Genomic DNA, 13,199 nt, shown 5'->3' on the forward strand with positions numbered 1-13,199 from the left:
TGCCGCAAAAACGTATTGCGGTATACTGTAACTCATCCACTTTCGAATGAAAGATTATCTCAGCAAGTACAGTACATCAGAAATGGCCATGCTTCTAATAATGTTATTTGGCCTTGTCGCTATTGACTCTAAAAACTTATCGCTTTCGGGAATGATAGCGAGTGTAATTTTATATCTGGCTGTGATCCTCACACTATTCAAAGGTCTTATTATGATTTGGTCAGAAAAACGAAGAAAGCGAAAAAATTAAGTTTATCCAAGAATGCGGTGGAAGTGGGGGAGTTGCTTGGAATCATTCGGCAGCGTTTAAGCATCCTTGTCACTTCTGGAAAGCTCAATCCAGTTAAAAAAGGTTGGAACAGTTACATTGTTTTTGCTTGAACATGTACAGCCCTTAAAAAAGAATTAGAAGCCGGCCGGAAGAAATACCGGCCGTATGATGACAGCCCTTCTCGAGACGAGGAGGGTTTTTGTTTGTCATACGTTTGCCACTTAAGTAAAACGAATTATAAGTTCGAATATTTTTCCAAAAAACATTGACAAAGTACCCGAAAAAGAATATTTTCAAGAAAAGAAAATATTGGGAAGAGGGTCTAAAAATTGAATCTAAAAGATATACTAGTTATGGAAGTACCTTCGGGTGCCTTAAAGGAAGTAATAAAAGAAAAAAAAATCGATTCAAAATTAAACTCTGCTGAAGATATGGCTGAAGCTTTAGCCAATCACCCAGATCTGGGCTCACAACTAGCTAACCAATTTAAGTTTGCTGGTAGTACAGCTGTGAATCTAAATATTGCTATGAAAGGTGTAGAGGCAGAGTGGCATCAAAAAGACTACTTTAAAGAAAAACTTCGAGAGAAGTATACAGCAGACATTTTCAATCAAGGGATCCGGCCAACATTAGACAAAAAACCGAAACTTATCAGTGCTCATGATCTTAATGATAAATTAGTTTTGGCTTTTTCATTCTTAGGACATGCAAGAAGGTATCTAGAAAACTTTCAAATTGTTTCACGTAGCCCACAAATGGTCGAATATGTTATAATTCATTTTTCTCCATTTGCAGTCGAGGTTAGAGCTGCTCAAGATCGTAATTCTATGTTTTTGAATTCTGTAGTTGAAATTATGGGGAAAGCTCCTGGTGATATTGCTTGGGAAAAGGCTACTAAATTGAATGAGGAACAGGCGAATCAATTGGCGCGATCTCTTAATGCAAGGTTAAGAGCTGCAAAACACAAAATGACTGAAGGGCCATATGCAACAAAAGAGGTAACTGCCAAAACACAAGTTGAAGATTTACAGGCAGATGAGCAGTATAAATCTGAATTTAACAATCAGCCGATGAAGAAAAAAACATTACGTTTTGACTATCGGTATAGTTTTGGATATTCTGATACAATATCTTATGAAGTTACGGACGAGGGTCTTTGGATAAGGTCTAAAGTTGGGGAAGAAGTCATATCCTATATATTAGATAAAATTATTGAATTAAGATATCCAGTTGGTGTAGAAGCCGACGTTAACAATGATGAAGATGACTTGATAGAAGAAGATGACTTGATAGAAGAAGATGACTTGATAGAAGAAGATGAAAAGGTTGAAATTCCCCCAAGTCCACCAGCTAGTGAAGCTGAAGAGAGCTTGGCTTAGCAGTAATTAAAGTGAGGTGCAGACATTGCTTTTCATTATTGATGAAATTTTAGAAAATATGGTTAGAGAAGACAAAAGGTACTTCTCCCCGCACTATATTATTTCTGCAGCGGCGACGCAAGGGATAGACTTAAGTCTTAAACAAGTAACAGAATACTTACTTAGTCTAGTGCCCACAAAAATAAAGGTTCATTATGACGTGGAATGCCCAAATGGAGATAGTGATTTCGCAATTGACTCACCTCACCAAATCAAAGATGAATTTAGGACATGCCACATTTGTCATACAGAATATATACCGAGCTTAGATAGAGTATGGGTATATTTTGATTTTACACCTGAATACAGAGATTATATAAAAAAAAAGAGGGTAATTCCGAAGGTGAAAAGGGACCTTCTATTAATTTAGGGGTTGTTGAAAATAAGAGTGTAAATCTTTCGGAACTCTTTCATGCTGGAGTGAATATAGAAAAGTTTATATATATTGGAGGCAATTACAACATGAATAAAAAAGTAAATAAGATTGATAATATGATAGGAAATGATTTCGGACCTGGTGCTGTCATTCAAAGTGAACATGTTACACAAACTATAACTATCTCAAATCCTGAAGTATCTAGTGCTTATCAAGAATTATTAAAAAGCATTAGTGAGATTAAAGATGAGACTGAAAAAGAACAAGCGGAATTTAACGCTCAGATATTGAAAGAATCAATTGATTCTAAAGATTCGGCTAAAGGTTTGAAAATGTTGAAATTTTTACAAGGCGTAATTGGATCCTCAGCTGCTATTACAACTCTAATTAAATTTTTCACTGCATAAACACGCCGTTTGGTGTGTTTATTTAAATTCATCAATTTTCCTTTCCAAATCATTCAAAGATGGATTCTTTCCATACAGATGCATGTTCACTATGATCCGGTACACTTTCCGTTCAAAATCGGTCATTGCGATTCAACTCCTGCAAGGATGGTATACGAATGTAGGTTCTGTTGTCGATAAATCTGATTTGGGGACAGTTGGGGACGAATTGGGGACCAACTTGTTCATTTTTAGCCAAAACAGAAGATTTTTTATCAGAAAGACGGGTCAGCAAACCTTATAAAATAAGGTTTCAAAATAAAACGTCTGTTCGTATCAGAAGATAATCACTACCTTGACAGGGTAGAGGTCGCTGGTTCGAGCCCAGTCGGAATCATAGCCAAAACCCTTGCGTAGCAAGGGTTTTTTACTTTTTATTGAAACGGCTCTAGAGGCTTACATTATTCCAGTAAGAAGGGCAAGGAAATGGCATTGATAGCTATTATGCACTGAAAATCGAAAATTTGTCAGACCGTTCCTTATGAGTTCTCCAGATAGTAACTGCGGATCGAAAACAAAGTGAAACTTGAAGCGGGATTAAGGTAATAAAAAGGTCCCTTGAATTTCAAGGGACCTAAAGTTTTAATCATCACTCTTATACCTTTGGGGGATCTTGTCTCTCCAGTCGAGTATAAGTTTTTTGAATTTTTCTGTCTCCATGGAGTTTCTATCGTTTTCATTTTCTGTATAAAGGTGTTCTATGACCGTTTGATCTTCTTTTATATATGCAACGGTGGTATTTAGTTGAATCTCATATTCTTCAGAGGAACCATCCAATACGTCTTGAATCATTTTCAAGTATTCATCAGCTTCATCTACCGAAACAATGTCTTCAATGAAATCAGAAAAGTATTCTAACTCTGCGGGGAGAACTACTCGTAAGTATCCTAAATGGTCTCTTTTACATTCAAATGAATATTCCATAATAAAATCAATCATTCCCTTGGTTTTTTATATAAAGGATATGCAGTAGCTATTGAGCCATCTTTATTAATATACATTTCTACATCTAATACAGCCAATATGGTTTATCGACTTTTTGTTCATCAGAGAGATGGTAAAAATCCCATAAAATGTAATTGGGAGAATATAAATTAAGTCCTTTATATAAACCTCTTGGAAGAGAAGATATTAGTAGCATGTTAGCATTATTAAGTCCATTATTATGGGTTTTTTTATTACACTCTTTTTCTGCAGTTTATACCACTTCAATTTATCTGTCATCAAAAATGCGGTCGAACGATTCAGTCCATGTTTGTTTTGAAGACATACGGCATTTACGGACTAAAAACGAAAGCGGAGCTAGAAGTGAAATTGAAATTATAAAAGAAGCCCTTCTTATAAGAGGGCTCTTTTTCTAACTATGTTGTTTTAAGATGTTTTTTAATTTGTTCAGTGACTTGCTTAAGCCATTCTAATGGAGTTATATCGTCTTCAGGAAAGTATATACCATCCGCTGCTTCCTCTATAAATTCATTCTTGTCTTCTTCTGAATGATCACTATTTACAAACTCAGTTAGTGTTATTAAATCTCTTTCTTTTAGTTTTTGTGATGCTTCATTTAAATATTCATCAAGTGCATTTTCCGGAGACTCTATATCTTGGTGGAAATGTCCACCGAGAAATCTAAATACAGGATCAGAAACTTTAATTTCAATCATTGCTTACCACCACCAAGAATCGTTATCTTCAAATATAAGAGATGGTACGTATATTATTCTATATAACTTTCTGCTATATCAATATCATTTGTCATTTCTAGGCCAGAGTATTTTTCATCTAATTTTCTTAAACAATCAATAAGTTCTTTACTTTGCAAACTTTCAGCTAAATCTTCAAATACCTCACTGACCCAATATAAATCTGCTTTATTACAATTTTCTAGATAGCTGATTGTATTTTCTTCGTTTTCTGAGAGCACTTCAATTATTTCATCCCAACTTTTTTGAATGCCATAGTCATCATTAAGATTAAGTTTTTTTCTTTTAATTAATATATCTTTCATTTTTTTCTCTAAATTCATATTGATTCTCTTAACTAAGAAGGGCTAATATTTTCATATTGCTTTTCCTATTGTTACATCTCCATCATGGAAAAATTCAATAACATAACCAGATTCGCTGAACATGAAGGTATCTGAACCTACAGCAGTTACATCATCAATTACGTTTAAGGCGTTGTCTAAGCTGGTTTTTACAGCTGGATAATCACCGTAAGCCCAAAGGAGAATAACAGTTTTATTATCTATTTTATTCTCAACTAACCATTCATCAATATCTTCAGCGTAATCAATAGATCTGTGATAAGTTACTTCATCCCATTTAATTCTTCCCCATGATGTGAAGGGGAAACTTTCGCCAAGTTGCTCATGATATTTACGTGTCTCAGAAATAGTGAGGACTTCTTTGTTATCTCCAAGAGCTTCTAGACATTCTTCGTATAAGGTCATATTAACACTTCCTATTTATTTAAATGTTTTAAAAGGGATTTATAAGTATCTTCGTTTCCGTTAAAAGGTATATAATATTTCTTTGCCTTATCTCCTTTTCCATTTCTATAATCCTCAACATTTATATGAGGTCCCTTTTCGGGGTCATAATCTAATCTCCAAAGGACTTTATTATCTCCAGACATTCGGCCAGTAACTTTACCAAAGCCTGCGCTTTTAGATAAAGTACCTATAAAAGGTTTTGAATCTATTCCTAAATCACCAATTAGATTTAGCGCCTCATTTCTAGCTTGTTCATATGTGTCTACCTTTGGAAGCGCAACTTCTCTTGATTTTTTGGAAAGGCCTTTTTTAACTGTCTTGTTTTTTGATGACTTACCATTGATTGATTTAAAGAGTACACTACCTTTAGTGGAATCGGCTATTCTTTTTAGGAGTGGTGTATTCTTCACATTAATAGTATTCTCAGCATCTTGAAGGATTCCTTCTAATGCAGGAGTATACCGATTGACAGGAGATTTGTAAAACTGTTTTACAGACTTTCCGCCTTTCTTAATTGTGCCACCAACTTTAGCAAGATCTTTTGAGCCTGTTGAGACAGAGGACTTTCCGCCTTTCAATAACAGAAGACTTCCGCCCAAGTAAGTAACATAGTGCACCCGTGTATATGCATCCCCGTGAATCATCTTTTTATCCCAATCATCCTTCAATGTGTCAACCATACTTTGAAAGACACCTAGATAGTCGTATTCCAGAACAGTATCCAGAACTTTTTGAGGATCTTTGTTTAAGTTGTCAATTGTCCAACCGATATTCCGTCCGAGTTGAAGTGCTCCTTCACCGGTATCTTTGGCAAGATCGTATACACCAACAAGCAGACCTTTGGCGCCATCACCTATGATTTGCAATGCTTCTTTTCCGTTATCCATGAAAGCTTTACGCTGTTCCAGAAATGAAACAAATTCAAGCTGTTCAGGGGTGAGATTCTCATAGCCAACCTTTTTGGCGATTTCTAAGTATTCATCCGGGTCGGTTACGCCATCAGCCAGCTTTTTCTTCAGATCCTTGATTTCACGCTCTTTCGCTTCTTCCTTTTTAATCGTCAAATAGGCATCCGAATGTCTTGCGATATCGCCTTTTTTCTTATGTATGTCGCTTTCACGGTACGCCTTAGCGTTGTAGTGAAGCGGCGTGGCACCTTTTCCTTTGCCCGTGGCGTTTTGAAGTTTCTGGAAGTCAGCTTGGATGAACTGTTCGTTCGCTTCGGTTTCTGCGTATTCTTTCGTTAGATCGTGATCAAGCTTGCCGAGTTTATGTATCGTTTCGCTTCTTTTTTTGTCAGCTGAAGAGAGATTCTGATCCGTGCTTTCCGTTGAAAATAGATCAAGCGAGATGATGTCTTCAATTTCTCCGAGGATGGAGCGCATGTCTTTTTTCTGCTCTTCCATAATTGCCTTTGATTTACTGAGGGCGTGGGTGAGCTCGTGCTCCAGAAATGATTCCTCCACATGCGAATTGGAAAGTCCGGCGTCTTCGACCTTGCCGGGAAGTCTTGTGAGAAATGCGATTTTCATGTCGATCAGATCAAGCCAGCTGTCTGTGACGCCGGCGTGGTCCTTGAAAAAAGCTTTAATGTTATTTGCGCCCCGGCCTGAGAAGTCGCTGTCATCGAGGTCAGCCATGCCTTGAAACGCTTTTTTTAGATTGACCATCTGGCCGCGCAGTTCTTTGTATTCACCCGCGCGCTGTTTGGCAGCGGTCAACAAGCTGTTTGCTTCGAAAACTTTCATGACCATAATCCTTTCATTCGAAATACTTCAACAAGATTTTACCATGGAGGAATGAGGAATAAGGTCAATGTACTATCTAAAATGGTAAAATGAATCATTTGACCCGCTTCTTTGTTCTTGTAATTTAACCATTTGAGAAGAGAGCTTATGGATGGGAAACCGGAGTGCAGGAATTACTCGGCATCGTTTGAATGAATTGGAAATATTAAGCCAGTTAAAAGGTTGGAACGTATTTTTAGATAATGAATTGTAGGGTGTAAAAGATGAAAATGGCGTAATTCAAGATGCAGGTGATTTATTAACCGGAATTGATATATTAACGGAAAATAATGTATAATGTACCGGGCAGCTTTGAACTCATTGAAGGTGATGAACATGAAGAAGTGGAAAGTTTTTATAAGATAAATCCTGACTGAAGAGACTTAATTGAATGAAAGTTAACATAAGTCTATTTACCCTGTTCTTTTTTAGGAGGAAGGTATGTAAATATTAACAATAATTGAAATCGCATTAGTGGCAACTGTATTAGGTTTATTTGCATGGACTTTTAAAAAAGAGAAAAATACTGATGAAGATGTATTCAATTATGCTAGATATATGATTTATTTGCTTGTAGCTGAAGTTGCATTGTATGCCGTGTTTCAGATGGTTTAAGTTTAAACACGTCTTTACTCTAACAAAGAGAGATGTGAACAATGATAAATATCTTAACTAATATTTTGAAAAATGACAGATTAGATGAATACCCATTATTTGAAAAGTTTTGCTTTCTCAAAGAAAAAGGATTACGTAAAGAATCCCTTAAAGCATTATCTTCCTTTATCGATGAAGCCAAGACGTGGGATAATCATGCACAACAGAATTTTGCTTGTTGGCTATTTGCTTTATTAGAAACATCAGATGATATTCACCATATACTTGTTCACCCTTTGGAAATGGCTCTTTTAAAGCCTCTGCTTGAAGCATGGATGAAGAGTAACCCCGAAGATCCAAGACCATACAGGTGGTATGGTGTGTTTTTAAATACTGAAAACCGTGTTGATTACTTGAATAATGCACTTAGACTAGGTGGGAGTAATGAACAATTATCTTTATTAACGTTAATTGATATTCATTTGAACACCTTGTGGTATTCATTTCATCACATATCCGAAGATTTATATCTAGGCGATATTAAAGAAGATCAAACACTTTTACCAAGTCCCGGCAGTTGAACAACAAGCTTGAATGTCACCAAACAAGAAAAAGCAATAACGAACAACTTAATTATTATCAAGATTTGTTGAATTACTGGCTGTTGTTTAAAGAAGAACAATCAAAGGGATTTGTTGAATGGTGTGAAAATAAGGGCCGAATCTATCCTTGGGTCAAATCCTTATTATTACGAAATTTAATCGCAAGGGGGGAGATAGATTTGATGGTGGTAAGATACCTAGCTGTCCTTATTCTGTCGGTCATATGTGCCACACTGGTATATGTTATCATCCTGAATCAAGCTGAATATGTCCCTTATCTTATAATTAGCGGGATCATGTTGACATGTTATTTAATTTTTGAATTGCCATTGCAGCTTATCTTAAACCGAAAACCTAGAAGGTTCAATTTAAAATATCTCTTAATATACACAGTATCTTCATTTGTTACATGGCTAATCATGGCCGTTCTCTTTGAACCTTATAATCCAATAGGGTCTATACTAGCGAGTTATGAGATATATTTATTCAGCGTATTATTTGCTCTGATCTTTTGGCTTTGGGACTCTATTCTTGTACAGGAAGTTGCGGGTTAAGTAGCTGAGCACTCAGAATAAAAACGCCATTTCATGCTAAACGGGATTCGGGCTGCCTACATAAGAACAGCTCTTTTCCATCATCTGGCAATCTTCGTTTTGACTGGCTTGTTTGTCTTTATATTGCGTAATTTAAGACCGGATTTTTTCACTATTCTGTATAAAGAAATGCGATGGCAGCAGTAACAGCAATTGTCAACAGCGGGTAATCAGACAATGTTTTATCAATTTCGGCCTACAAGAAGATGTTGATAATCACCATGTGCCATATGAAAATTCCCATACTGATATCGTTTAACCGGTTCAGTGAAGCCATGTCCAGTACTCTTTAGTAGTGAATACTGTTAATGAAAGAGCTCCTAGAACAATTAACAGGATGGTGGAGACGATAGCATAGGTGTATATAGCGGGTGCGATTCTGATGGTGATTCTGCTCCAATAAAAATCAGTTACATTATTCCCTTTAAGCCTGGATCTTTCATAGGAAGTGAAAAGAAAAAATGCACTTAGAAAAAAGAAGATTGATATGCCGGTGTGAAATATTGCTTTGCTCTCTGGGGTATAACCAAAGACAGAAATATTTAGATCTCTTGTAGCATGACCAATCAACACACAAAGAGCAGCAAACAGCCTGATAACAAAGAAACAGTTAGAATGTTTTACGTTCATTAAAAGAACCTCTTTCCTATACCATATGGCGAATAAGCAGTAAGGTTGCTTATAAGCAGTGATGATTATATCATAAAAATGGAAGATTTGTTCTTAAAAATGAACTAAAATTAATATTTTTGTTCTCAATAAGGTATATTTGTGTGGTACAGGGAGGTATAGATACTTATAAATACATGTAGATATTCATAGATACGTGTATATCTAGCTATATCATAGAGAATATAGGGAAATCAAGAAGCTTCTGCCTGTTCTTTCACCTTTATTTCAAATATAGTATAATTTTGGAAAAAGGGGGAGAGGAAATGAAAAAGCTAATCTTTTTGGTTGTGATTTGCATTGGTTTTATATTGAGTTTTAACACACCAAGTGCTGAGGCGAAGCTTACATTAGACTACAAAAACGTGAATTTTCACATGAGTGAGGATTCAGAGAGTTTTTCAATGGCAGATTATTTTGATCGGACTTATGATCGCACTTGGCTCTTCTACAAATTCACAATTAGCAATGCTGAGGGGTGTACTCTAAATATGAAAATCAGTAGGATAACTCTTGCTGGCTGGGTATTCCCACGTAGTGAAAAGCAGTTTGTAGGGAACTATGCCGACTATACTGCTGCAGATCGAGTAGAAGGAGATGCCAATCGCAATCATGTGTTAAAGATTACAAAGAATCCAGGCTGTGGAGATGTGTGGATTAAAGGTATTTATGGATTTGAACATGAAGATTCATTTGACTGGTAAGTTTAGTACATTGTCAAGGTATATCCTTGACCTTTTTTATGCATATGATGATAATTTAAAGTGATCATACATAATGAATGTGGGGTAGTTAAATTGATTAAATCAAATTTAAAGCCGATAATAGACGAAAGGAATATCAGTATTCGAAAGCTGTCCAATGATATTGACCATGGTTTTAACACAGTTAGGAAGCTTTATCATGATGAAATGGAGCGGTATCCAAGGGATCTGCTTGATAAAGTCTGTACATATTTAGACATTGAGCTGCATGAGCTGTTGATTTACAAAAAAGATTAAAAAGATATTGAACACTTAAAGTGATCGAATTATGCTAAGGTTACAAGAACAGTAAATACTTACAAATTTTCTAGGTCTACATAAAATCGTACTTTTATTTAAAATCAACATTTTAAGAGGGAGCCACATGATAAAAATAAAAAACCCATATAGTAGTAAGAGATTAAGTTATAAAGATAAATTCAATAAAAAATTTACTGACTTACTTGTACCGTATATTAAAAAAATACGTTTAGAAGAGGATTGGAGCATTAAATCAAAGTACATTCCTCGAGTCTTGAAAAATGCAAGGAAAAGTATTGAAGGGTGGGACAGAAATTTTTGGAGAAATGAAAAACCGAATAACATTGAGTTGGATTTACTATCTTTATATGTAGCGGAATATATACCAACTGAGAATCTAGATAATTTAAACAAAGGACTAAAGAAACTTATAAAAAAATTTCCTTCAAAACATGAATATGGACAATTTGAACGGATCGATAATTTTTGCAGTGAAGTAAAACAAAGTATTCATAGTGGGCGTTGGAGTAACTTTGGTTTTATTGATATTGGAATAGAACCAAGCCTATCAAGGTTTGTTGATAATATATATGTGGAAGCTTCACATGTTACTTCTTCATCCGTTATTTTACAATTTTTAATAAAGCCTTCGGATGAATTTCTAAATGAATATAAAAGCTTAGTAACGAAGAACATAAAAGGAAGCAGTGTTTTCACTCCGTCTCTCAAGAAATTTTTTAAATTTTGGGGTGCAAAAGGATTAGCTGAATCAATCATCAAGAATCAAATGTTAGAAGACTTAATAATCGAATTAAAATGGATAACAATGAACGAAATCAGCAGATATTTTGATTTGTATTTCACAAATAACAGAATAATTCCACCAAGCATTGAGGTTTATAAATTAAAGCAACTTTCTTGTGAAATTAAGGGAGAGAAAAAAGGCTTAAATAATGATTTTTGGCGTTCTGTTGGCATGGATAATTTTTATGATGTATCTAAGGATGGATATTTGCAGTTATTCTCAGAGGAGACAAGCCCTCACTTTTTAGATTGCTCCTTGAAAGTTACTTGCAACACGGAAATACAAAAGCAATCTATGTACCATTATAATGATTTTCAAATTGTGTATTCATTACTAGAATTCACTAAAAGGCTACTTCCGATATTAGCTATTAGAGAATATGCTTTTGATGTAAGTAAAAAAGTAGCTATTCAACAGAATAAAACCTTTTTATCTATAAAAAAAGAAAATCCAAATTATAATAGACTAATAAATGTAAGGCATGAGTTAGAACGAGATTTGCAAATACTTAAACGTTTCAAAAATGAAATTGGTGATAACTATTTTGATAACGTTAAATCCACATTAAAAAAGACAAATGAATTTGAGCCTTCTAGACCCCAATATAGAGAAAAGGCAGTAACTGATATGATTGTTGATAATACAAGCTATCTAGTTGAAAAAACATTTAACCACTCACAATATTTCGCTAAGATGATAGACGAAGCAACTAAATTATTAGAAATTAAAACAAATAATTCATTAAGAGCTTTCACTTTTTTTCTCACAATCACGACGGTGATATTCTCTATTATTGCCACAGCAATTGCTGCAGCTTCATTTTATTTTCAATTAAGTGAGAATGCAAAAGATGAATTACAAAATTTAATCTCTAATATTAACAGCTTCTTTTCTTAACGGGATGGGATAAGTAAGTGGAAGTTATGTTGCTAATAAAAGAAGTGTTTATAGAGAATTGAAACTTTTCTTATGCCTATTCGTATGAAAGTGAGCGAAAAATTAAATGGAGGCTTGTTTTATGGGGAGAGGGACTGCTATTTATAAAGCTTTAGTTAAAGGATCAAAGGGTAAATTGGAACCGATTAAGGCAACAGAAGTTACTAAAGAAATGAAGGATAGAAGTGAAATTTTTTATTGTCCAACTTCTAATTGTAAGGCTAAGTTAAGTCATAATAAAGGACGTGGAAAGAATCCCAAACCATATTTTTTCCTTCGTAAGCTCCCAAAAGGTGAGCTTAATAACCATGTAAATTGCGACTATATAAATGAATACGTTAACATTAAAACTGCTAACAAAAAGAGAATCAAATATCACGGGGTCGAATGGAGAGTTCCATTATTCGAATTAGAGAGCCCCAATGTAGATGGTCTCTCCCCCTATACAGATCAAAAAAATTCTTCAATAAAATTAAATAGAACAAATAAATTTACCATAAAACCTAATATTGAAAAATTGGCTAGCGTTAGATCTCTATTTGCATTACGAAATGAGCTTAAAGAGTTTGACAAAGAAACACAAGTGAAAACATATAGTGAATTAAAAGATCAGTGCGTTCTCTATAATACTAAATCATACGATAAACTTTTAATTGATATACAAAATAAAAAGGTAGATAACGCATTCTATGTATTAGGATATCTTTGGATGTCAGAATGGAAGAACCTCAAATCTTTAGAAAATCCTTATTTTTTCTTGAGGGGTGCAAATAGAGACATTATAAAATGTTATACAGGTATAAACACTGTTGGACGCGCTGTTAAGGATTTAACCTGGGAAATAAGAAATAAACTCGAAAATAATCCATCTGCGAAGAAATCCGTTTTTATAGCGGCTAAAGGGGTAAAGGTTGGAACCGAAACACTAAAGATAAATGAAAAATCAACTACAGTTTCAGTAATTAAAGTATATGAGGTTGGTACAGAAGAAGATTAGACAGGCTAAAGAGCATTAAACTAAATGCTCTTTTTCATACCGCAACGCTGGCATTCACGTAAGAATATTCCACTCTTCACAGAGCTTTTGAACAAAGTGTAATCGCGATTATCGCAGTGACCATATTTTACATTAGGATACTCTTTGTAACCATAAACGATTGAAGTATCCTACCCGTTTGTTTCGTATTTCTCTTCCACAAGATCACCC

Annotated in this window: 15 protein-coding genes; 8 read left to right on the forward strand and 7 right to left on the reverse strand. The window is 34.8% G+C overall.

The features are described from left to right. The first annotated feature begins 600 nt into the window (after positions 1 to 600). A complete protein-coding gene (locus tag G9F75_RS07210) occupies positions 601 to 1,650 on the forward strand; it encodes a hypothetical protein (protein WP_167409015.1) in 1,050 nt (349 codons plus the stop codon). Positions 1,651 to 2,151: 501 nt separating this feature from the next. Then, on the forward strand, positions 2,152 to 2,472 hold the full coding sequence (locus G9F75_RS07215) for a hypothetical protein (protein WP_167409016.1): 321 nt from the start codon (positions 2,152 to 2,154) through the stop codon (positions 2,470 to 2,472). A 621-nt stretch (positions 2,473 to 3,093) separates the two neighbouring features. Here G9F75_RS07215 and G9F75_RS07220 read toward each other — a convergent pair. The 5 genes from G9F75_RS07220 to G9F75_RS07240 form a co-directional block, all read right to left on the reverse strand. Next, positions 3,094 to 3,450, reverse strand: a complete 357-nt coding sequence (locus G9F75_RS07220; RefSeq protein WP_015388387.1) for a hypothetical protein — start codon at positions 3,448 to 3,450, stop codon at positions 3,094 to 3,096. A 422-nt stretch (positions 3,451 to 3,872) separates the two neighbouring features. After that, the gene (locus G9F75_RS07225) at positions 3,873 to 4,172 is read right to left on the reverse strand and encodes a contact-dependent growth inhibition system immunity protein (RefSeq protein WP_167409017.1); all 300 of its coding nucleotides are present in this window, start codon (positions 4,170 to 4,172) and stop codon (positions 3,873 to 3,875) included. Between the two features lie 53 nt (positions 4,173 to 4,225). Next, the gene (locus tag G9F75_RS07230) at positions 4,226 to 4,534 is read right to left on the reverse strand and encodes a hypothetical protein (RefSeq protein WP_021494071.1); all 309 of its coding nucleotides are present in this window, start codon (positions 4,532 to 4,534) and stop codon (positions 4,226 to 4,228) included. 33 nt (positions 4,535 to 4,567) lie between these two features. After that, positions 4,568 to 4,960: a CDI toxin immunity protein gene (locus G9F75_RS07235; protein ID WP_021494070.1), complete on the reverse strand. Its 393-nt coding sequence runs from the start codon at positions 4,958 to 4,960 to the stop codon at positions 4,568 to 4,570. 11 nt (positions 4,961 to 4,971) lie between these two features. Beyond that, positions 4,972 to 6,750 carry a T7SS effector LXG polymorphic toxin gene (locus G9F75_RS07240; protein WP_167409018.1) on the reverse strand — a complete coding sequence of 593 codons (1,779 nt, stop codon included), beginning with the start codon at positions 6,748 to 6,750 and terminating at the stop codon, positions 4,972 to 4,974. 695 nt (positions 6,751 to 7,445) lie between these two features. On the opposite strand from G9F75_RS07240, the gene G9F75_RS07245 reads away from it, so the two are divergent. After that, entirely contained in the window at positions 7,446 to 7,964 is a 519-nt protein-coding gene (locus G9F75_RS07245) for a hypothetical protein (protein ID WP_230379017.1), read from the forward strand. A 203-nt stretch (positions 7,965 to 8,167) separates the two neighbouring features. Continuing rightward, positions 8,168 to 8,539 carry a UPF0715 family protein gene (locus tag G9F75_RS07250; protein ID WP_103527240.1) on the forward strand — a complete coding sequence of 124 codons (372 nt, stop codon included), beginning with the start codon at positions 8,168 to 8,170 and terminating at the stop codon, positions 8,537 to 8,539. A 303-nt stretch (positions 8,540 to 8,842) separates the two neighbouring features. Here G9F75_RS07250 and G9F75_RS20060 read toward each other — a convergent pair whose 3' ends face one another. Next, a complete protein-coding gene (locus G9F75_RS20060; RefSeq protein WP_230379018.1) occupies positions 8,843 to 9,208 on the reverse strand; it encodes an acyltransferase family protein in 366 nt (121 codons plus the stop codon). A 305-nt stretch (positions 9,209 to 9,513) separates the two neighbouring features. Here G9F75_RS20060 and G9F75_RS07260 point away from each other — a divergent pair, with 305 nt between their 5' ends. The 4 genes from G9F75_RS07260 (at position 9,514) to G9F75_RS07275 (ending at position 12,989) form a co-directional block, all read left to right on the forward strand. Beyond that, positions 9,514 to 9,951 (forward strand): hypothetical protein, encoded by a 438-nt coding sequence (locus G9F75_RS07260; protein ID WP_103526986.1) that lies wholly within the window; start codon positions 9,514 to 9,516, stop codon positions 9,949 to 9,951. 93 nt (positions 9,952 to 10,044) lie between these two features. After that, positions 10,045 to 10,248 carry a helix-turn-helix domain-containing protein gene (locus G9F75_RS07265; RefSeq protein ID WP_095272808.1) on the forward strand — a complete coding sequence of 68 codons (204 nt, stop codon included), beginning with the start codon at positions 10,045 to 10,047 and terminating at the stop codon, positions 10,246 to 10,248. A 127-nt stretch (positions 10,249 to 10,375) separates the two neighbouring features. Beyond that, positions 10,376 to 11,953: a hypothetical protein gene (locus G9F75_RS07270; RefSeq protein ID WP_103526985.1), complete on the forward strand. Its 1,578-nt coding sequence runs from the start codon at positions 10,376 to 10,378 to the stop codon at positions 11,951 to 11,953. 121 nt (positions 11,954 to 12,074) lie between these two features. Continuing rightward, positions 12,075 to 12,989, forward strand: coding sequence for a hypothetical protein (locus tag G9F75_RS07275; RefSeq protein WP_103526984.1), 915 nt, complete (start codon positions 12,075 to 12,077; stop codon positions 12,987 to 12,989). Positions 12,990 to 13,009: 20 nt separating this feature from the next. Here G9F75_RS07275 and G9F75_RS07280 read toward each other — a convergent pair whose 3' ends face one another. Beyond that, entirely contained in the window at positions 13,010 to 13,150 is a 141-nt protein-coding gene (locus G9F75_RS07280; RefSeq protein ID WP_230379021.1) for a DUF8096 family protein, read from the reverse strand. Between the last annotated feature and the right edge of the window lie 49 nt (positions 13,151 to 13,199).

Origin of the sequence: Bacillus sp. EKM208B, from assembly GCF_011800725.1 — a bacterium.
GTDB lineage: Bacteria > Bacillota > Bacilli > Bacillales > Bacillaceae > Bacillus > Bacillus velezensis.

Excerpts from the sequence above, each read along its gene's own strand:
- G9F75_RS07225 (WP_167409017.1), bottom strand. The coding sequence starts at position 4,172 with ATGATTGAAATTAAAGTTTCTGATCCTGTATTTAGATTTCTCGGTGGA.
- G9F75_RS07215 (WP_167409016.1), top strand. The coding sequence starts at position 2,152 with ATGAATAAAAAAGTAAATAAGATTGATAATATGATAGGAAATGATTTC.
- G9F75_RS07275 (WP_103526984.1), top strand. The coding sequence starts at position 12,075 with ATGGGGAGAGGGACTGCTATTTATAAAGCTTTAGTTAAAGGATCAAAG.
- G9F75_RS07260 (WP_103526986.1), top strand. The coding sequence starts at position 9,514 with ATGAAAAAGCTAATCTTTTTGGTTGTGATTTGCATTGGTTTTATATTG.
- G9F75_RS20060 (WP_230379018.1), bottom strand. The coding sequence starts at position 9,208 with ATGAACGTAAAACATTCTAACTGTTTCTTTGTTATCAGGCTGTTTGCT.
- G9F75_RS07250 (WP_103527240.1), top strand. The coding sequence starts at position 8,168 with ATGGTGGTAAGATACCTAGCTGTCCTTATTCTGTCGGTCATATGTGCC.
- G9F75_RS07240 (WP_167409018.1), bottom strand. The coding sequence starts at position 6,750 with ATGAAAGTTTTCGAAGCAAACAGCTTGTTGACCGCTGCCAAACAGCGC.
- G9F75_RS07235 (WP_021494070.1), bottom strand. The coding sequence starts at position 4,960 with ATGACCTTATACGAAGAATGTCTAGAAGCTCTTGGAGATAACAAAGAA.
- G9F75_RS07245 (WP_230379017.1), top strand. The coding sequence starts at position 7,446 with ATGATAAATATCTTAACTAATATTTTGAAAAATGACAGATTAGATGAA.
- G9F75_RS07230 (WP_021494071.1), bottom strand. The coding sequence starts at position 4,534 with ATGAATTTAGAGAAAAAAATGAAAGATATATTAATTAAAAGAAAAAAA.
- G9F75_RS07220 (WP_015388387.1), bottom strand. The coding sequence starts at position 3,450 with ATGATTGATTTTATTATGGAATATTCATTTGAATGTAAAAGAGACCAT.
- G9F75_RS07270 (WP_103526985.1), top strand. The coding sequence starts at position 10,376 with ATGATAAAAATAAAAAACCCATATAGTAGTAAGAGATTAAGTTATAAA.